General features: G+C 39.0%; 16 protein-coding genes. 10 read left to right on the top strand and 6 right to left on the bottom strand.

All coding sequences use genetic code 11. The features are described 5' to 3' along the window. Window positions 1-329: 329 nt before the first annotated feature. From LDX58_RS22210 to LDX58_RS22220, 3 genes are all read left to right on the top strand, one after another. Window positions 330-1478 (top strand): sugar diacid recognition domain-containing protein, encoded by a 1149-nt coding sequence (locus LDX58_RS22210; protein WP_227939509.1) that lies wholly within the window; start codon window positions 330-332, stop codon window positions 1476-1478. A gap of 125 nt (window positions 1479-1603) precedes the next feature. Further along, window positions 1604-2872 (top strand): GntP family permease, encoded by a 1269-nt coding sequence (locus LDX58_RS22215; protein WP_227939511.1) that lies wholly within the window; start codon window positions 1604-1606, stop codon window positions 2870-2872. 17 nt (window positions 2873-2889) lie between these two features. Further along, window positions 2890-4062 (top strand): glycerate kinase, encoded by a 1173-nt coding sequence (locus LDX58_RS22220; RefSeq protein WP_227939513.1) that lies wholly within the window; start codon window positions 2890-2892, stop codon window positions 4060-4062. 97 nt (window positions 4063-4159) lie between these two features. On the opposite strand, the gene LDX58_RS22225 is transcribed toward LDX58_RS22220, so the two are convergent. Next, window positions 4160-5401 carry an MFS transporter gene (locus LDX58_RS22225; RefSeq protein ID WP_227939515.1) on the bottom strand — a complete coding sequence of 414 codons (1242 nt, stop codon included), beginning with the start codon at window positions 5399-5401 and terminating at the stop codon, window positions 4160-4162. 56 nt (window positions 5402-5457) lie between these two features. Further along, on the bottom strand, window positions 5458-6639 hold the full coding sequence (locus LDX58_RS22230; protein ID WP_227939517.1) for a M20 metallopeptidase family protein: 1182 nt from the start codon (window positions 6637-6639) through the stop codon (window positions 5458-5460). A gap of 163 nt (window positions 6640-6802) precedes the next feature. Here LDX58_RS22230 and LDX58_RS22235 point away from each other — a divergent pair, with 163 nt between their 5' ends. Next, complete coding sequence (locus LDX58_RS22235) at window positions 6803-8665, top strand: helix-turn-helix domain-containing protein (protein ID WP_227939518.1); 1863 nt, start codon at window positions 6803-6805, stop codon at window positions 8663-8665. 960 nt (window positions 8666-9625) lie between these two features. Here LDX58_RS22235 and LDX58_RS22240 read toward each other — a convergent pair. Then, on the bottom strand, window positions 9626-9934 hold the full coding sequence (locus tag LDX58_RS22240; RefSeq protein ID WP_227939520.1) for a hypothetical protein: 309 nt from the start codon (window positions 9932-9934) through the stop codon (window positions 9626-9628). A gap of 704 nt (window positions 9935-10638) precedes the next feature. Between LDX58_RS22240 and LDX58_RS22245 the strand changes: the two genes are divergently transcribed. Then, window positions 10639-10863 (top strand): hypothetical protein, encoded by a 225-nt coding sequence (locus LDX58_RS22245; RefSeq protein ID WP_227939522.1) that lies wholly within the window; start codon window positions 10639-10641, stop codon window positions 10861-10863. A 595-nt stretch (window positions 10864-11458) separates the two neighbouring features. Here LDX58_RS22245 and LDX58_RS22250 read toward each other — a convergent pair. Then, the gene (locus tag LDX58_RS22250) at window positions 11459-11929 is read right to left on the bottom strand and encodes a hypothetical protein (RefSeq protein WP_227939524.1); all 471 of its coding nucleotides are present in this window, start codon (window positions 11927-11929) and stop codon (window positions 11459-11461) included. Window positions 11930-12085: 156 nt separating this feature from the next. After that, window positions 12086-12634: a CBO0543 family protein gene (locus tag LDX58_RS22255; RefSeq protein WP_227939525.1), complete on the bottom strand. Its 549-nt coding sequence runs from the start codon at window positions 12632-12634 to the stop codon at window positions 12086-12088. 678 nt (window positions 12635-13312) lie between these two features. Between LDX58_RS22255 and LDX58_RS22260 the strand changes: the two genes are divergently transcribed. Continuing rightward, complete coding sequence (locus tag LDX58_RS22260) at window positions 13313-14008, top strand: hypothetical protein (RefSeq protein ID WP_227939527.1); 696 nt, start codon at window positions 13313-13315, stop codon at window positions 14006-14008. Between the two features lie 62 nt (window positions 14009-14070). On the opposite strand, the gene LDX58_RS22265 is transcribed toward LDX58_RS22260, so the two are convergent. Next, window positions 14071-14904: a class II fructose-bisphosphate aldolase gene (locus tag LDX58_RS22265; protein WP_227939529.1), complete on the bottom strand. Its 834-nt coding sequence runs from the start codon at window positions 14902-14904 to the stop codon at window positions 14071-14073. Between the two features lie 164 nt (window positions 14905-15068). Between LDX58_RS22265 and LDX58_RS22270 the strand changes: the two genes are divergently transcribed. From LDX58_RS22270 to LDX58_RS22285, 4 genes are all read left to right on the top strand, one after another. After that, the gene (locus LDX58_RS22270) at window positions 15069-15917 is read left to right on the top strand and encodes a MurR/RpiR family transcriptional regulator (protein WP_227939531.1); all 849 of its coding nucleotides are present in this window, start codon (window positions 15069-15071) and stop codon (window positions 15915-15917) included. A gap of 64 nt (window positions 15918-15981) precedes the next feature. Continuing rightward, window positions 15982-17349 carry a GntP family permease gene (locus LDX58_RS22275; protein ID WP_227939533.1) on the top strand — a complete coding sequence of 456 codons (1368 nt, stop codon included), beginning with the start codon at window positions 15982-15984 and terminating at the stop codon, window positions 17347-17349. Window positions 17350-17395: 46 nt separating this feature from the next. Beyond that, window positions 17396-18295 carry a 2-hydroxy-3-oxopropionate reductase gene (gene garR, locus LDX58_RS22280; RefSeq protein ID WP_227939535.1) on the top strand — a complete coding sequence of 300 codons (900 nt, stop codon included), beginning with the start codon at window positions 17396-17398 and terminating at the stop codon, window positions 18293-18295. A gap of 1 nt (window position 18296) precedes the next feature. After that, complete coding sequence (locus LDX58_RS22285; protein WP_227939537.1) at window positions 18297-19724, top strand: four-carbon acid sugar kinase family protein; 1428 nt, start codon at window positions 18297-18299, stop codon at window positions 19722-19724. The last annotated feature ends 210 nt before the right edge of the window (window positions 19725-19934 follow it).

Raw genomic sequence — 19934 nt, forward strand, 5'->3', positions numbered from 1 at the left:
AATGGCTGATTTTCTCCAACGTACCCTCATATTTGTTATAATCCTAAAATTTTATTAATTTCTTTGCCCGATAATATCGGATTAGCTTCGTTCAATGCTATGAGTAATTGTTCTTCTTCCTCTGGATGTTAAGATAGACAGTAAACCGAAAGTAGTTGAAATAGTTGCAATTGGAGCTGAATGAGTTCCTTAAAGAAAGGAAACAAATGAAGTAGTAGCTCCTAACTCATGTTCAAACTAAGTTGAATTCATGGTCAAAAACCTGTCTATATGGTAGGTTTTTTCTTATACAATGACAGGAGAACTTTAGGTAGAGAGGATACGAAGAGATGGCGATGTACATAACGGAACAAGTGGCCCAAGAAATAGTGGATCGAACAATGGCGATTCTTCCTTATAATATTAACGTTATGGATCAGGATGGGAGAATCATTGGGTCTGGGGATAGGCAACGGATTTGGATCAAACATGAAGTAGCTAGTGAAGTGTTAAAGAGAAAAGAGATTATTGAGATTAGTTATAATAACATTCAAAACTGGGATGGTGTGAGAGAAGGGATTAACTTACCGATTGTTTTTCAAGGCGAAGTGGTTGGGGTTGTTGGGATTACTGGTGATCCTGAAGCGACAAGGGGATATGGCCAGTTAGTTAAAATGACGACTGAAATGATTATTGAGCAGGCGTTTCTTCAAAAACAGCTGCAGTTAGATGAACGAATTAAAGAAGAACTCGTTCACCAATTAATTAACGGGAATAACCTTGGAGAAAGCTTAGTTTTTGAAAAGGCCAAGTCCTTACAAATTGATTTAACGGTTCCAAGAGTGGTCATCGTCTTAAAAAGTAGTTCTCAGCAGGTTGATAGGAACCAGAAGCTTGAGCAAAAGATTCAAGAAATGAAGGAACAAGATGATCTAACGGTTAAAACCTATACAGGAGAAATGGTTATTCTAAAGAAAGTAGCTATTTTTAATGAGGATTGGGAGAAGGAGCTTACATTAAATACGATTCGTATTTGGCTTTCCCAACTGAAAAAAATAGATCCTTCTGTCAAAGTGGTGATAGGAAGTTATTATTCAACGTTCAAAAAGCTCCATCAGTCCTATAAAGAAGCGAAGGACACGCTTGTGATAGGGGAGAAATTAGTTCTAGAGCAAAGTCTTTTATTATATGAAAATTTCTCGATATATGTGTTCATAAATGAACTTGCTCAATCAATGGATAATCCCTTTATTGACGTCATTAACAAATTAAAAGAAGAAGGTGGGGGAGGGGACCTTCATAGGACATTAGAAGTGTATATTAATCAGAACGGCAGAGCGACCAATACGTCAAACGAGCTGTTTATCCATCGAAACTCGCTTCAATATCGTTTAGAAAAAATAAAAGAGATCACCGGGAAAGATCCTAGAAACTACAAAGATTTATTTGAATTGAACCTTTCTATCCTTATTGATAAATTTACCGGTCGTAATAAGTGAGTTGGTCCGACGAACAAATAACAACCCAAATGATAGCGGTTTATTTGTTCGTCCGACCAATGAACTTAATTTATAAAGCGCTTACAATATTACTATGATTTCGTTACACCAAAGGAGGAACAGAGATGGATGTTCAAGTAAGCGCTTTAGGTGCTCTTGTTGGTTTAGTATTAGCTATTGTTCTTATATTTAGAAAGGTACCGCCTGTCTATGCGCTAGTGGGAGGAGCGATGGTTGGGGGCTTGGTCGGTGGTGCGTCACTAACAGAAACCGTTGACTTAATGATGGGGGGAGCCCAAGGCATCATTCCCGCTGTCCTACGGATTTTAGCAGCCGGTGTTCTTGCGGGTGTGTTAATTGAGTCGGGAGCGGCAGCGTCGATAGCTGAAAGTATTGTTAAGAGAATTGGGGAGAAGAAAGCGTTATTTGCTCTAGCGATTGCAACGATGATTTTAACGGCTGTTGGTGTGTTTGTCGATGTAGCGGTTATTACAGTTGCACCTATTGCCTTAGCGATTGCTAGTCGTGCCAATCTATCAAAGACGGCTATTTTGCTAGCGATGGTCGGGGGAGGGAAGGCCGGAAACGTTATGTCACCGAACCCAAACTCCATTGCCGTTGCTGAGGCATTTGAAGTTCCGTTAACTTCTGTCATGGCAGCTGGTATTATCCCAGGGATCTGTGGCTTGCTTGTTACTTATGTTATTGCGAAAAGACTAGTAAACAAAGGATCGATGGTTTCATTAGAAGAATTGACTCAAACCAATGATCAAAAGTTACCGACATTTGGACTCGCGATCTTTGCGCCACTAGTCACGATTGTTCTCCTTGCGTTACGTCCGTTATTCGATATTGTCATTGATCCAATGCTTGCGTTGCCTGCAGGCGGGCTTGTTGGAGCGTTAGTAATGGGGAAAATCTCGCAAGTAAACACATTCATTGTATCTGGTTTAAATAAAATGTCTGGAGTCGCTGTGTTGCTTCTAGGGACAGGAACAATAGCTGGAATTATTTCAAACTCAGGTTTACGAAATGTTTTAGTAGATGGAATCGACGTACTAGGCTTGCCGTCATTTATGTTAGCACCGGTATCAGGGATCTTCATGTCTGCTGCAACGGCGTCTACAACGGCAGGGGCAGCGGTGGCAAGTAGTGTATTTAGTACAACTCTTATTGAATTAGGAGTAGCTGGTCTTGCAGGTGCAGTAATGATTCATGCAGGGGCAACGGTTCTAGATCACTTGCCGCACGGAAGCTTCTTCCATGCGACAGCAGGAAGTGTCTTGATGAATTTCCAAGAACGTCTTAAATTGATTCCTTATGAGTCACTTGTTGGCTTAACGATTGCGATAATCTCAACATTAATCTTTGGCGTATTTAAGTTATTTTTATAAACGGGAAGGAGTTCGACATGAAAATTGTTATCGCACCAGATTCATTTAAAGAAAGTTTAACTGCATTAGAAGCGGCCAATGCAATAGAAGAAGGACTGAAGGAAGTGCTGCCACATGTTGAGTATGTCAAAGTACCAATGGCCGATGGTGGTGAAGGGACTGTACAGTCATTAGTTGATGCAACAGGTGGAACGATTGAGTATGCAACGGTAACTGGACCTTTAGGGGAAAAGGTAGAAGCCTTTTACGGGCTGTTAGGAGACGGAAAGACAGCGGCGATTGAAATGGCAGCTGCATCAGGACTCGAGCTTGTACCGATGGGGAAAAGAGATCCAATGGTAGCGACTACGTTTGGGACAGGAGAATTGATCTCCATTGCCCTCGACCTGGGGGTGGAGCGAATTATTATTGGAATCGGTGGAAGTGCTACAAATGACGGTGGCGCTGGAATGGTTCAAGCCTTAGGAGGAAAGTTATTAGACGAAGATGGCAGCGAGATTACGTTTGGAGGAGCTGAACTTGCGAGACTTGCACGTATTGATCTATCGCAACTTGATAAGCGCCTTCAAGAGGTTAGTGTGGATGTAGCGTGTGACGTGGACAATCCATTAACAGGCCCAAAAGGAGCATCTGCTATTTACGGCCCTCAAAAAGGAGCAACAGAAGAACAAATTAAAGTGCTCGATGCGAATTTAACTCACTACGCAAATGTCATTAAACGGGATGTGGGAATAGATATTAAAGATGTACCTGGAGCAGGTGCAGCAGGCGGGTTAGGAGCAGGGCTGCTCGCGTTTTTACCAGCAGAATTAAAACGTGGCGGTGACTTAGTGATTGAAGCAGTAAACTTAGATCAAAAAGTTAGCGATGCTGACATCGTGATCACAGGTGAAGGGGGCATCAACCATCAGACCATTCATGGGAAAACCCCAATCTGCGTTGCAACTACAGCTAAAAAGTATCAAATCCCTGTTATTGCTTTAGCTGGCAGTCTGACACATGATTATACGAATGTGTATGACCACGGAATTGACGCTGTCTTTAGTATTGTTCCAGGGGTCGTTACGCTTGAGGAAGCACTGGAGTCTGGATATGAAAATATGAAGAGGGCAGCGAGAGATTTAGGGGCGGTGATTGGGTTGGTTCTGGGGCCAGTTACTCCCCGAAGTTTGTCGAGATTTGTAGAATGAAAGAAAAGGGCAGTCAGTCAGTCATTCAACATTACAATGTAATGTTGAATGACTGTTATTGAAAACACCTACCCTCTATATAAACATGATACTCATTCTATATTACCTCATCATTGCTAGTCACTATAGGAGCGTTGCTTATAGGATTACCTTTTGAATTTAGACTAGCTGCTGCCAAAATACCTAAAACAGCACAGACTATAATATACATGAATGCAGAGAAATACAATCCATTAAAAACTTCAATTAAATATCCCATCACCATTGGTGCTAAAAATGCACCAATCATCCCGCCGAGATTAACCATTCCAAATGTAGACCCTAACACGTTTTTTGGGAATAGCTTATGCGGTAGACTAAAAACCGTCGCTACAACGGGCCCATGGAAAAACATACAGATTGACTGATAAACAATAACTAGTGTCACTGACGGTGCATTTAATAACAAGGACAGAGATACAATCATAATGACAAGACTCACAATGGAAAGGTATTTTTCTTTTCCACTTAGAAGCGACTTAATGAGTTGACCACCGATAATAACGCCAAGCGCTCCAAAAAGGGCAGGTATCGATGTTAGCATCCCCATAGACATCAAATCAAGGCCTCTTACATTGACAAGATAAGGAGGCATCCAAGAAATGAGTCCCCATACCACTGTGCTTACTGCAAACCACATAATCGCCAACTTCCAGCTTGTTGAGATCTTTAAAACGTCTTTAAAAGATGTTATTTGAATTTGCTCTTTATAAAATGTTTCAATTTGCATATTTTCCGGTCTTAAATAATACCAAAATAGCCCTGCAAACAAGACACCAGCTAAACCAATGGCAATAAAAAGATTTTGCCAACCGATCCATACAAGTAGTGGTGTAGCAATTAAAGGAGCGATCACCCCACCAAGTGAATTGGAAGACATCATAATGGTCTGAGCACTTGTTCGTTCTTCTTTAGGGAAGACATCAGCAACAGCTTTAGAGCTTGCTGCGGGATATCCTCCTTCCCCGAGACCGAACATAAAACGAATGATAATCATGGACATAAGGGACCAAGCCATCCCGGTTAAAACGGTAAACAGTGACCAAGTCAGTATGGCTATCGTAATGACTTTTCTTGATCCAAATTTATCCGCTAGCCAGCCTCCAGGCAATTGCATTAAAGCATAACCAGCAAAAAAACTACTCAACACTACCCCCATTACAGACGGGCTAAGATTAAAGTCTTTTGCAATTTCGACAATCCCGACATTCATTGCCATCCTGTCAAGATAAGACAAACACCACCCTAAAAACAGAAGTGTAAGAATCATATGTCTTTTCTTATTTTTCGTATCTTTCATAAACATTCTCTCCCTATCAATATAACTATAAAATGTGATTAAAATTTCTTACTATCTTAATGTGACCTGTTTAAATAATCGAAAACGAGTGAAATAAACATTTTTCCAGCGATAAGAATGGACTGCTCGTCTACATCAAATTTCGGATGATGGTGTGGAAATATAGCTTGAATATCAGAATTCATTCCTCCTACATTGAAAAATGCACCAGGTCTCTCTTTTACATAGTAGGAAAAGTCCTCCATTGCCATCTGTAAGGGGGATTCCGAAACATTTTCTTTTCCTACAATTTCTTCACCTATTCGTTTAATACGAAGTGCTTCTTTTGAATCGTTACAGACAGACGGATAACCGTATTCATAAATAACTTCACAGATAGCACCCGCTGAGCTACATGCCATCTCTGCTACTTTTCTAATATTTTTTTCAGCAAGCTCTCGGGCTTCCTCGGAAAAGGTTCGAACGGTTCCAGACAAAGTCACTTTATCAGGAATAATATTATAGCTACTGACCCCATCAAACGAACAGGCGGTTATCACAGTAGGATCTGTCGCATTAATACGACTAGCGGCGATCTGCTGAATATTTGTAACAATTTGACTCCCAATAAGGACGGGGTCAATCGCAAGGTGAGGGGAAGATCCATGTCCACCTTTTCCTTCTATAACAATTTCAAATTTATCTCCAGCTGCCATCATATAGTTTTCTTTATAGCAAATTTGACCTACAGGTACATTCGACAACACATGAGCGCCATAGACGACATCTACGTTTTTAAGACAACCATCATCAATCATCGCTTTTGCACCGCCAGGAATGACCTCTTCAGCAAATTGGTGAATAAACATTACATTGCCATGTAGATTCTCCTTAACTTTACTGAGCGCATATGCCACACCTAGCAGTGATGCAGTATGAATGTCATGCCCACATGCATGCATGACACCTGATATTTTTGATTTATAGGGAACAGACTTTTCATCTTGAATGGGTAGTGCGTCAAAATCAGCACGAAGAGCAACCGTTTTTCCTGGCTTTCCTCCTTCTAATAAAGCGGTGACTCCTCGGCCTCCTACTTCGGTTTTAACCTCTAGTCCGCATTCTCTTAAATAGTTTGCAATAATTGCTGGAGTTCTTTGCTCTTCAAATGACAACTCAGGATACATATGCAAATCTCGTCTAATATGAACGAGATCTTCGAATATATTTTCTATTTCTTTGAATGCTATTTTTTTCATAATTGATTTTCCTCCTCTGTATGTTGTGAACGTTTTCAATTTGAAGAATAATAAAACTTTTCGCTGTTTACTAAATATTATATAATCTTAGGTAGAACATCAATATTGGTTTAAACAATGTTAATACACAAAAATTGTTGATATCAACAACGGAGGTGAGGGAATGGAAGGAAACGAAGTCTTTCTTAAACAATTAAGTTTAGAAAATCAAAAGGCACTGGATCATGTAATGAATTTAATGGAAAGTTTTCGAGCAATGAACTCGACTCTCGAATTGGATGAGGTACTGAAAAAAATTATGCATTATGCGTTAAATATAGTCGAGACAGCAGAGGCAGGATACATCCAAATGTTAGATGAGACTTCTAATAAACTGATTATAAAGGCGTATGTGGGCTTTAATCATAACATCAGCTTCTTTAAAGTAAATGTTGGTGAATCGATCACAGGAAAAGTTTTCAGAGACGGTTGTGTAAGGCTAATTACCTCAAGGGAAGAAATTTATAATAGTATGGGTGATTTGAGCAGAGAGAACTTTGAGTTTATCGAAAAAGCTCACTATAATAACGAAAATATAAAGTCTATTTTAACCGTCCCTGTTTCATTTGGAACAAATCGGATTGGTGTTATGACCCTTCATTGTTTTGATATCGAAGACGGCATTAGTGAAATAGATCTCCACCTTTTACAAAGTTTCGCTTCACAGGCAGCGATTGCACTTTATAATGCCAAACTCCATACTGAAGTACAGAAAACTTTGCTTGAAGCTACCCATTTATCACAAAGACTCAAAGAAACAAATACTCTATTAGAAAAAAGAACAAACATTCACAATCTACTTACGGGGTTATCGGTTCAGAACAGGGGTCTGAATGCTATTATTTTAGAAATGAATACATTGATGAAAAGAAAGTTTGTTTATGTGGATTATCTTGAAGGAACCTTTTCCCCAAAACACGATAAACATTTCGCCGAAAGTTTAGATGATATTTTCTTTCTTTTTAGAACGAAAACCAAACCTGCTTATGTATCAATCTATGACACGGTTTCTATTGATTGTTATATTTATCCGGTTAGATCGGGTTCCATTTTATTAGGTTGTCTAATCGTAGAAGGAAACGCACGCTTATCACAACTCGACCATCTAATCATTGAGCAGGGAGCTCCTATTCTTTCTCTTGAAATTATGAAACTAAGATCGCAAACTGAAATCATGTATAAGAAAACCTATGAAACATACCAACAATTTTTGAAAATTAAAAATCCTAAGCAAGCTGAGATTGTTGCCGAGGAATTAGGAATTCATAATCATTCTTTTCTTCTAACAGCTTTAATTGAGTTGGATGGAAATATCGACCTGCATTCTCTTGAAAACGAAGCACTGCTTCTGCTAGCACACCTGAAAGAGAAAATGCCCTTAAAAAATAGTCTGCTTTTTAGCTACAATAATAAAATTACGATTTTTTCTTCTGTTCAAAATGCTAATCAGGAAGCATTATGGAAAGAAATAATCGAGAGCGGCATAAAATGGTGGAACGAACGATATACCGTAGTAGCCCGAGGAGGAATCAGCACAGGGTACTACTATCATGGCCAAGCGGAAGAAAATCATTTAAAAGCAGAGAAAGCTCTTCTTTACCTGAGAAAACAAAAGGAAAAAGGCATTATTCATTACAAAAAGATTGGAATCAGTAGCTTTTTTTTAGATCGTTCTCCAGCAGAAATAGATGCATTCCTGAGGGAGACGTTTTCACAATTATGGACAGATCAGGAGAAAAACGATGAATTAATTCATACACTTTTTACTTATATTCAGAATAACCGGTCTATGACTTTTACTGCCAAGGAGCTGCATATCCATACAAACACACTCTATCATCGCATTAAGAAAATTGAGGATATTCTTGATTTGGATTTTAACCATTACGAGGATTATCTAAAAGTACAGCTTGGATTCTATCTTTTTAAAACTTTTTTGGAGCATTCGGATATGGTGCCTGTCACTCCCGGAAATGGTGACACATGAAGCAATGAAGGGAAGCATGGGGACGGTTCCCATGCTTCCTCTAAAGAATACAATAGAGGATTGTTGATTCCGTTTTATGATTTGGCGAAATACGGCGTCTTTTAGCGCGGGAAAAGTTCCCCTCTCAGGTAGAGTCTAAGGGGAGTAAATACTTGATTTATACCCGCTCGATGGCAACGGCAATTCCTTGCCTGTCGCTTTCGAACATGTTGCAATTTAGTATGAGTATATATTAATAAAAAGGTTGACGATGATACCAACTTCACAAATTAACCCCTTATTGATTCACCAATTATTAGATCAAGAAACGTTTAAGAAAGACTCCTCACCATGGATATAGTAAAAAGAGGACTCCTTTCATAAAATGTGGCTTAATATTCACTTGGCTAACAGGAGCGGTTCCTTATTCCGCTATTTGCCACAAATTCCTTGTTTAAGGGATGTTTTTGGATCCTCGTTCCGTTATTTGTCCTTTTCACCCCCATTTTCCATTGATTTTACACGATTAGCGGAACCAGAATCCGTTTCGACTATTTTGGAACAGCTTTTCTACCTTTTAACGGAATGAGAATCCGCATGGCTTGGGATGCGGTGCCTGTCACCACTCGAGACTTGTATAAAAATGAAAATAATAGCATGAATCAAAAGAAATAGCCATACTGCGTTATAAAAGGCAGATGGCTATTTTCCATGTATGTATATTTTCATACTCTCTTAACTTTTGCAACTTACTCTCGTGATACCGAATTTTCCGCTGAAACTCCACCTTCATTTTCTTGTCTAAACAATTCTGGTAGGAAATGATAGTTAGCCGATACTTGAGATAATGCCATGAAGAGTTATTTTATCTAAATCTTAAAGTGGGGGCAGGCACCGGGCTTTACGCCATCAAAAAAGAACGCCTCTCAATCAGGCGTTCGATTGAGTTCTCCTTCAAACAACCCTCTACTTACTCACTGGTTATTGACTAACCTTATGTCGGTCAAAATCGACTAGAGAGGATTGTGGTGCAGCTATAATAAACTCTTCATTTTTATATTTTTGTCTCACTAATGACTTGTTTTTTACTTGAGCATCTTCTAAAGTAGGGGTCTCTTCCGTCAAGGGGGACTTTTTCATGCCAGATAGCCAAGTGTCAAGGTTATAAGTTCCTCTTTCAATGATTTGACACAGATCTTCTAGTGATTCAACTAACTCCATTAAACTATCCAATCCGCTTCTTAACACTTGAGCACCTTTGGAATTTGCTTTTTCCACTGAGTGTTCCATTTTGTACAAGACATCCTGATAGCGAAATTCAATATAACAACTGCTGCGGTCCCAATTATAATCGAAATAGGAAACGTTTAGACACTTCATAATCCTTGTAAGCTTTCTAGCACATATATCTTGCTCATCATTTTTTATCTTGAACATTTTGAATATTTTAAACATAGCATTCACCCTCCGTTTTTTAAACTCTAGTTTTGCAATCTGTTCATCCTAATACCAATGAGTTCTACAAAATAAGCCCATCCCCTTTTGTAATCGTTTTACATTTATCGACTTTCTTAAACAAGGTAAATGGAGGAGGGATTCATAAAACAACAGATAACTGCATAGGAGCGGTGCCTGTCACTCCCAAAGTTTGTAAGTTTTTGTCGATAGATTGATAGGAGAGATCGGTGCCAGGTACTACTTATAGACGTTTTCTTTTACTTATATTTTTGGAGTGTACTGGTAAAACAGGTAGCTTAACCCTTCTTTCATCAGCTAGCTAAATAAAGGTACAATGATTTATCCGATAGGCAAATGCCTAAAAAAGATAGCCTTATTAGTTATCTTTTTTAAGGTACTAATTTTTAAGTAACTCTGGGTAGCTTTCTATTCTTTTTGAAAGGATTGGACGTGGGACCTTCCCTTTGGTATTTCATGTTTTAAAATAGAAAGAAAGGGAACAGTCTAACTAGCCATTAAAAATGGAGGGGTAAAAAATGAAAAAAATATTCTTAAGGTATCTACCTCTCCTATCTTTTAGTATGGTTATGGGTTGTAGTGATATGGATTCAGAAGAACCTGTTGTTGATCAAGCGCCAGGACAACAAGTTGATGAGACAATAACTGACACTGAAGAGCCTATAGGAGATGAACAGGAACCTGATTTAGATGAAGAACCATCAGAACAAACTGAAGAAATTGAGGGAGAGCAAAACGAATAATTGAAAACCAACCCTTTAATTCTAGTTGAATTAAAGGGTTGGTTTGGGGTTTGTAACAGCCTGTCCGTACGGCCAAGCTTAGATCGTCATATATATGGGATTCCCGTCGAAAAGAGCTAGCCGCTCACTCGTAGCGAGTCTCAGAGGGTGTTGGGTATCGGCACCTTTAAGCGTAGGCAGTTAGGTTTGTAGGTCGAAAGCCAATTGAGGTTGAAGGATATAGCTTCGAAATACCGAAATGAGAAGGCCGATGTATTGGTTAATAAGCTGATACGCTTTATTCATTAGATAACTAGTCTGACTACCATATCTACCGCGCTTCCGCATACTATCCTTGATGATAGTATGGAAGAAGCCCACTTACAAACAACCCATCAAGGTTTATTATTTCTTCATCCGATGTATCTTTGACTACGTTACATACTATAAGGTTGACTGTATATAATGTTTCCGTAAAGATGAAAATCTATCATTTTTGTACCATTTTGATATCATTACATACGTTGAATACTGTTTAAAATCATACTGTAGATAAGTACCTGTTAGTTTAAGTGAATTAGTTCACAATATTTATTCTCATTTGACGGAAACTTTTTTAAGTCGATAATAATTTCTTCTTATTAATAATGTATTGAAAACCATATAACAAAGGAGCTTTGTAAAAGAAATAAAGGAAAAATTCAAAATTATTTAATCGAACTAATTTAGCCACTTTTAACTTTTCCATTACTCTTACTAAAATAAAAGCGAAAAAAGCATTGATAATGGCATTAAGCAACAAAAACTGTTTAAAATTTCCATAAGTCCATTTTAATATCCACATAGAACCTACAAGAAACGGACCAATATTAAAAGGTAATTCCCCTGAAATATATGACTTTGGCTTATTATAAAAAGTCCACCATTTTTGTCTTTTTCCAACTTGGACATTCAATGCTTCTAAAAAAACAACAAGTATCGATGCAGGAAGAAATCTTTTTATATTTCGCCTTCCCAAAAAAGATAAGGATAACCAAGAAAGTAAAACCATTGCAATATTAATTAACCACTGATTTTTCAATGACATATTAATTTCAACTCCTTTTCTCTTTAGATTTTCCTCTGCTTTTTTTAATATTCATTTAGGGTTAATTAATGTAAGTTACTTGTAAACGAAACTGCCACGTTCGTGAAAAGTTCGACTGCTCTTGTTCCGCAATCGAACCCGTTAGGTACACTTTAATTAAACTTTATCCCATGTTTTTCTCTTGCTAATATAGTCTGCCATTAAATAAATAACGATATATATCGGAAATGAATAAATATGTTCCCAGTTTAATAAACGATATAATCCAATCCCTATAAAAAAAGGTTCCGCGAGAAAAGAGGATATTCCAGAAAAGGTAATTCCTTTAATCAGTGGATGTGTAGTAGGCTTAATTTGAATGAAAACCATAATAATGACTGGCAAAAGGGAAAAATCCCACGGGAAATAGGATGGAATAAATGGGAAAACTTCATATACGTAATACCATAATCCTAATACGACCCCTAAACAATCTAACCAAGAAGATATAAGAATGACAAAAAAACCTGCACTTAATAATCGAATGGTACTGTCCTTTTTTCTATATTTAATCCATAAAAGCCAAGGGATAATAGTTAGTCCTACCCCAAGCCACCACTGCCAAGTAAAAAGAACATCATTCTTCCAAATTTCAAGCATTTGATTATTCGCTTGAACGATAAGGTTATAAGTTTTTTCAGTTTGTTCTTGCAGAGTTTCATTCATTTTAAACAGTCACTTTCTTTTTAAAGTCATAGTCCTTCCATCCTATCATTTACAATTAAGTTCAAAACAAAACAGCTTTATTAAATAATTCTGCTCCGTTATCGCCATAAACAATAGGAGTTGCCAACGACAACTCCTGCTCTTGAATTCTTGCACCTGTTAGTTGAAGTGTAACATTTCACAATATTTTAGTTTTAAACTTTTGATATAGTAAAAAGAGAACTCTTTTCATAAAATGTGGGCTTAATATTCGCTTGGCTAACAGGAGCGGTTCCTTATTCCGCTATTTGCCACAAATTCCTTGTTTGAGGGATGTTTTTCGATCCTCGTTCCGTTATTTGTCTTTTTCAACCCCGTTTTCCACTGATTTTACTCGATTAGCGGAACCAGAATCCGTTTCGACTATTTTGGAACAGCTTTTCTACCTTTTAACGGAATGAGAATCCACATGGCTATAACTGTAGGATCTGTATGATCATTTCCGCAAACCTTTTGTTTGGATTATAGCTCAGTACTCTAATGTCACGCTGTCATTATTGAACTCTTCTGCCAGTTAGTGAAAATGTTCCTGCTGCTGTTGCAGGAACGACCCATTAGTTTAATAAGAAAAACATAAGTATATATTGTGAAAATGTATCAAAAACTAAAAAAAACCTACTATATAAAAGGGTGATACATTTGGAACAAGAAGAAAAATTGAAAACTGCTACAACCGCAATGGCGAGTGATTTAAAGGTACAAACTATGGGAGGAGCTGAGAAAACAACTAAAACTATTGTGGATATGAACACAGTTCAAGCGTTTATTAATGATTGGAATGCCATGTCTAAAAAAGCAGCTAATCTGACAATTGAACAATACGGTTCTCCGAACGAAGCAACTCCAAGTAGATTAATCTGGTATAACAATGGACCGTGGAAACGTACGATTGTCTATCGTGATGAAATTCCACATGATTTTCCACAACCTCATACTGATGTAATCGAAAACTATATTAACTACACTGTGCCACCAGAAATGTTTAGCGAACTCGCTAAGTTTGATGGTAGTGTGATTGTTGAAAGAACAAGAGGTGAAGTGTCTTCCCGATGTGATATGGAAGCAGCCAATATTCTTGCACTTAACCTAATGAATGATATTGTCACGGGTAAGTTAAACGTCGAGAAAGCTCGTGATGTTTATTGCGAAGTAACTTCAGCTTTTATGATGAATAGACCAGCACCTTATGCCGAGAAACTTCAATTCAGCGTATCAACAGAAGAAAACTACGATACTGACATAGTTATGATTGCTGATGAAATGATTGAACAAGGGATTGAAAAGGTTAAAGATATGGTTAACCCTAACCAAAACCAAGATACTAACTATCATTAAAGTCTTTGAGACTGTCGGTAACTCGGCAGTTTTTTGGGATGAGGGACCTGTCCCTCACCCCCTCATCCTTTAAACGTTTCTATAATTTTGTACATTTGTTCAATCATGGTTTCTTGTGCAGTTGTCATTAGATTGCTTAAATGAATATACGGTTGTTCGCTTAGGGCATTGGCCATTTCTGTTACGGCAGCCAAGGAAACTTCGGTATTTACATTGATTTTGCGAATGCCTAAATTGATTGCCTTTACGATTTGATCTTCAGGTGTTCCCGATCCTCCGTGTAAAACAAGAGGAATGTCGATTTTTTTTGCGATCGCCGCTAATAGATCATGTTGTAAATTTGGTTTACCTTTGTACATGCCGTGAACGGTACCAATTGATGCGGCCAGGAAATCGACATTGGTTTCTTTGACAAACCAAGCAGCTTCATCCGGATCGGTTAGTCTCCCGTCGCCCTCTTCTTCATCAGAGAAATCTCCTTTTTCCATCGAACCAATTTCTGCTTCAACATATACTCCGTTACTATGGGCGAGAGAAACGACATGCTTCGTTGTTTTCACATTTTCCTCAAAAGAAAGGGCCGAGCCGTCATACATGACAGAAGAGAAACCCGAAGCAATCGCTTGTTCAATCGTTTCTAATTCATAGCTGTGATCAAGGTGAAGGGCAACTGGAATCGCAGCTTGTTCTCCGACTACTTTCGTAAATGCGGCGAATGCTTTTAGATTCATATACTCCTTGTATCGCTCTCCGTAGGCAATAATAACGCCTTTGTTCGCTCTTTCTCCAGCCCGAACGGCTGCTTGCACGGTTTCGGCATTATAACAGTTGAATGCAGCAACGGCGCTATTCGTTTCTTCTGCCAATTGAAGCAACACTTTTGTTGTAGTAAACATAACAAACCTCCTATTTTATGTAGTTTAATTACAAGGTAATCGTAATATATAACGTGTTTTTTGTCGATAAACAAAATAAAAAGGGTTTATTGTCACTTTTTCTCTTGTGTGGGTGTTTTTTATGTAGTATTATTACTACATTATCAAATGTTGGAGGTGCGTGAATGACAAGTTTCCATGAGCGAATTCTTCAAAAGGAAGATTCACTAACGGCTTCGGAACTGAAAATCATTGAGCAACTTAAGAAACACGACAAACCCTTTTTGTTATCGATGAATGAACTTTCTTTATTAAGTAATGTAAGCGAACCCAGTATTGTTCGCTTGTATAGAAAACTTGGGTACACGAGTTACCAAGAGCTAAAAGTTACATTGGCTCAAGAACTTGCCAACCAGCCTTCGAATCAAGCAACAAATGAAACCGTGATCAAAGAAGATGATCTTTCTGACACAGTTTTTACAAAGATTGGCGATCAGTTTACAGCAGCGATGTCGATGACAAAAGAAAAAATCAATGTAGAGCAAATGGAAAAGGCTGTTCAACTCATTACAAAAGCTGAACGAATTTTCTTCTTTGGCCAAGGGCTTTCGGGCACAATAGCAGAAGATGGCGCTCATAAATTTATGAGACTTGGTGGCACTGTTTTGGCAGTAAAAGATCCTCATTATCAAGCGATTTACACAGGTCAGATGACAGAGGATGATGTTGTCATAGCCATTTCGCACTCTGGTGAAACCGTCAATATTATTGAAGTCGTGCATATGGCCCAATCAAATGATGCGACCGTCATCATGATTACTTCGAATGAACATACAACTTTAGCAAAGATGGCAGATATCCTGCTTTTGACGCAGGCACAAGAAACGGAAACACGCGCCGATGCGATGACTAGCCGTCTCGTGCAACTTGCCTTTTTAGATACTCTCTACACAAGAGTTGTTATGGTTGGAGGCGACACGATAAAGAAAGCTGTTAATAAATCAAGATTAGCTGTAACAAAAATGAAAAAATAGAGAAGAAGTAAATCGAATGAAAACGCTATTATTTTCGTTCAATTCACCATAGGGGGAAGACAACATGTTAACAGGTAATGCTTTAATTATCGCCTTTGCGATTGCTTTAATTGTGTTATTTTTACTTATTATTAAATTTAAATGGGATGCCTTTGTCTCGCTTTTAGTCGTAGCACTAGGTCTTGGAATCGTTTCGAGTATTCCGATTCACGAAGTTCCAGGTATTATCGCAAGTGGGTTTGGAAATACATTAGCTGGCGTCGGGATCTTGATTGGTCTTGGGATCATCTTTGGTCAATTTCTAGCTTCTTCTGGAGCGATTAGCAAAATTGCTTCAGGCATGCTTCAAGCATTTGGAATTAAAAAGTCTCCTTATGCACTGGCAGCGACATCGATTACGGTATCGATTCCCGTTTTTTTCGATGCAGCCTTTATTATTTTACACAAATTGATTCAAAGTCTTTCAGTTAAGACGAAGATTTCTCTTTCCACTTTTGTTACGATCTTAGCGGTTGGTTTAATTACAGCACATAGTTTAATCATCCCAACACCAGGTCCATTAGTTGTAGCAGACCAAACAGGATCTGATATTGGAATCTTCTTTATCTATGGGCTACTCATTTCCATCCCGGCTGTTCTCGTTGGTGGAGTGATTTACGGAAGATTCATCGGGAAACGAATTACGAATGAAGGACGCCTTCATGCTTCGGAAATTTCCGACGATGTCGTTGCAGAAGACAACACTAGCAGAAAAGAAATTTCTACAAAACTCTCTTTTGGCTTGCTTGCTCTGCCAATTGTCTTAATTTTATCGAATACCATTGTAAACTTAATGTATATTGACAACCCGGAACATGGTGTTGCCACGTTCTTTGCTACGATCGGTGATAAAAACATCGCCCTTTTAATAAGTGTCATTGTCGCGATGTTTGTATTAAAGCCTTACATTAAAGAAGATTCAAAAACCATCTTTGCTGATGCGTTTAATCAAAGTGGGATGGTTATTCTAATTACAGGTGCCGGTGGTGCATTTGGTCGAGTCGTACAAGAAACAGGCTTAGGAGATTTACTGATCAATTTGATGCAAGGACTAAGCATCCCAGCATTATTACTTGCTTTCCTATTCTCACAAATTCTTCGTGCTTCACTTGGGTCAGCAACGGTTGCTCTTGTCACAACATCAGCGATTTTAGGACCAATGGCTGTTGAACTTGGCGTATCTCCTGTCTTACTCGGTCTAGCTATTTGTGCCGGTGGGATTGGATTATCAATGCCAAATGATTCTGGTTTCTGGGTCGTAAGTAAATTCGGACGTCTGTCGATGACAGAGACGTTACGTGTATGGAGTTTAGGTGGATTCCTTTCAGGTGTAACGGCACTCGTATTCGTCTATATTTTAAGTGCCTTCCAAGGATTTTTACCAGGATTGTAAGAGTTACGAGCACACCTTTTTTATAACATGAATGGAGATGAATGATATGACAAATAAAGTTGGATTTATCGGATTAGGGATTATGGGACTTCCTATGGTACGTAACCTTATGAAACATGGAAACACCGTAACCGTTTTTGATATTAACCAAACAGCGGTCGATACTCTTGCAAAAGAAGGAGCTCACCCAGCTTCTTCTGGTCAAGAAGTAGCATCAGCGAGTGATGTCATTATTACGATGTTGCCAAAAGGAGAACATGTTCGCCAAGCGGTCTTCGGAGAAAACGGAGTCATGGCAGGCGCACGTTCAGGAATGACGATCATTGACATGAGCTCTGTATCGCCTGTTGATTCAAAAGAAATGGCAGACCTTGCCGCAAAAGAAGGAGTCCATTTCCTCGATGCTCCCGTTAGTGGCGGCGAGCCGAAAGCGATTGATGGAACACTTTCTATTATGGTCGGAGGGGACGAAGAAGCGTTTGAAACGGTGAAAAATGTTCTTCATGCCATGGGTACAGACATTGTTCGTGTAGGAGAGTCAGGCTGTGGAACGACAGCGAAGCTTGCGAATCAAATTATCGTAAACTTAAATATTGCTGCTGTTTCCGAAGCACTTGTTCTTGCGGCAAAAGCAGGCATCGATCTTGAAAAAATGTATGAAGCAATACGCGGTGGACTTGCTGGAAGTACGGTTATGGATGCGAAAATCCCGATGATTCTCGAGCGCAACTTCAAAGCTGGTGGTCGTGTCGATATTAATATGAAAGATTTAACAAATGTGATGAACACGGCCCATGAACTAGCCGTCCCTCTCCCTCTTTCTAGCCACTTGCTGGAAATTTTCCATAGTTTAAAAGCAGATGGAAAAGAAGCACTCGACCACGCTAGCATTATTCAACATTATGAAAAACTTGCTAACGTTGAAGTATCCAAAGAGGTGAAATAACATGAACACAGTAAAGGTATCAGAATTGTTAGCGAATGTAGGGGAACCAAATCGTACAGATGTAAAAGCACGCCTAGATAAGGAGCTAAAAGGTTTCCAGCACAAAGTTGTCGTCCTTGACGATGACCCTACCGGCGTGCAAACGGTACACGGAATCTCTGTTTATACAGACTGGTCAAAAGAAAGCATCGAAAAAGGCTTTCAAGAAGAAAACCGAATGTTCTTCTTACTCACAAACTCTCGCGGCTTCACATCGAAAGAGACGAGGATCGCTCACGAGGAGATCGCTAAACGCGTGCAAGAAGTTTCCGAACAAGAAGGCGTTCCTTACGTTCTCATTAGTCGCGGCGACTCAACGTTACGCGGGCACTATCCTTTAGAAACAGAAACGTTAAAAACAACGATTGAGCAACAGTCAAACACCTTATTTGACGGAGAAATTATTATGCCTTTCTTTAAGGAGGGCGGTCGTTTAACAATTAATAACACTCATTATGTCCAGTACGGAGAAGACCTCGTTCCAGCTGGGGAAACTGAGTTTGCCAAAGACCGGACATTCGGTTTTCGATCCTCTCATTTAGGAGAATGGATTGAAGAAAAGACAAAAGGTGAATTTACGAAAGAAAGCATGATCTACATCAGTCTTGACGACCTCCGTTCAGGAAATGTAGCTGCTGTGAAACAACAGTTAATGAACGCTGTAAATTTCCAGAAAATCGTTGTGAACGCCGTAGACTACGTGGATGCCGAAGTATTTGTCACCGCATTACTCCAATCATTAAAAGAGGGAAAAGTCTTCTTATGTCGTAGTGCCGCTGCTTTAACAAAAGTTATCGGAGGCGTAGCTGACAAACCTTTGCTTACAAGAGAAGAACTCATAATAGAGGATTCAGCAAATGGCGGACTAATCGCTGTCGGTTCCCATGTCCAAAAGACGACTGATCAATTATACAGTCTGCTTGATAGCAACTTAGTGACTCCAGTTGAATTTAACGTTCATCTCGTATTGGAGCCGGAGAAATTTGAACAAGAGACGTTACGCGTTCGAAAGACGTGTGAAGATCTTATTAAAACGGGACAATCGGTTGTTTTCTATACACGGAGAGAGCGCCTCGACTTAGGTGAAAACAAAGAAGAGGAAGAATTACAGCTTGCTGTGAAAATTTCAGACGCTGTCACAAGCATTATTCAAGATTTAAACGTTCGTCCGAACTACATTGTAGCTAAAGGCGGGATTACTTCATCGAGCATTGGAACCGTTGGCCTCTCCGTTAAACGCGCGGAAGTGGCAGGACAAATTAAACCCGGCATCCCTGTTTGGAAAATAGGCGAGGAAAGTAAATTTCCTTCCTTAGCCTATGTCGTCTTCCCAGGAAATGTCGGTACGAATGATACCCTAAAAGAAGTAGTTGAAATATTAGAAGGTTAGTGGGACAGGGACTAGGACAAAATTCCTCGTCCCTTTTTTGTTTGGGCGCAATTCACTGTCACTCCCCGAAGATTGTAAGATTTTGTCGAATAGTGATAGTTCTTTTAAACGGTTAGTATGGCAATTAAACCAGAAAAAAGAATCATTGAGTATTAACAATGACAACCTTCAAAAAAGTTGAAATTCCTATTTCTTTTGAGGTGACAGCTA

Source organism: Alkalihalobacillus deserti (assembly GCF_020734105.1).
Lineage (GTDB): Bacteria > Bacillota > Bacilli > Bacillales > Bacillaceae_D > Halalkalibacter > Halalkalibacter deserti.

Coding starts and splice junctions, on each gene's coding strand:
- LDX58_RS22210 (WP_227939509.1), top strand. CDS start 330: ATGGCGATGTACATAACGGAACAAGTGGCCCAAGAAATAGTGGATCGA.
- LDX58_RS22215 (WP_227939511.1), top strand. CDS start 1,604: ATGGATGTTCAAGTAAGCGCTTTAGGTGCTCTTGTTGGTTTAGTATTA.
- LDX58_RS22220 (WP_227939513.1), top strand. CDS start 2,890: ATGAAAATTGTTATCGCACCAGATTCATTTAAAGAAAGTTTAACTGCA.
- LDX58_RS22225 (WP_227939515.1), bottom strand. CDS start 5,401: ATGAAAGATACGAAAAATAAGAAAAGACATATGATTCTTACACTTCTG.
- LDX58_RS22230 (WP_227939517.1), bottom strand. CDS start 6,639: ATGAAAAAAATAGCATTCAAAGAAATAGAAAATATATTCGAAGATCTC.
- LDX58_RS22235 (WP_227939518.1), top strand. CDS start 6,803: ATGGAAGGAAACGAAGTCTTTCTTAAACAATTAAGTTTAGAAAATCAA.
- LDX58_RS22240 (WP_227939520.1), bottom strand. CDS start 9,934: ATGGAACACTCAGTGGAAAAAGCAAATTCCAAAGGTGCTCAAGTGTTA.
- LDX58_RS22245 (WP_227939522.1), top strand. CDS start 10,639: ATGAAAAAAATATTCTTAAGGTATCTACCTCTCCTATCTTTTAGTATG.
- LDX58_RS22250 (WP_227939524.1), bottom strand. CDS start 11,929: ATGTCATTGAAAAATCAGTGGTTAATTAATATTGCAATGGTTTTACTT.
- LDX58_RS22255 (WP_227939525.1), bottom strand. CDS start 12,634: ATGAATGAAACTCTGCAAGAACAAACTGAAAAAACTTATAACCTTATC.
- LDX58_RS22265 (WP_227939529.1), bottom strand. CDS start 14,904: ATGTTTACTACAACAAAAGTGTTGCTTCAATTGGCAGAAGAAACGAAT.
- LDX58_RS22270 (WP_227939531.1), top strand. CDS start 15,069: ATGACAAGTTTCCATGAGCGAATTCTTCAAAAGGAAGATTCACTAACG.
- LDX58_RS22275 (WP_227939533.1), top strand. CDS start 15,982: ATGTTAACAGGTAATGCTTTAATTATCGCCTTTGCGATTGCTTTAATT.
- garR (WP_227939535.1), top strand. CDS start 17,396: ATGACAAATAAAGTTGGATTTATCGGATTAGGGATTATGGGACTTCCT.
- LDX58_RS22285 (WP_227939537.1), top strand. CDS start 18,297: ATGAACACAGTAAAGGTATCAGAATTGTTAGCGAATGTAGGGGAACCA.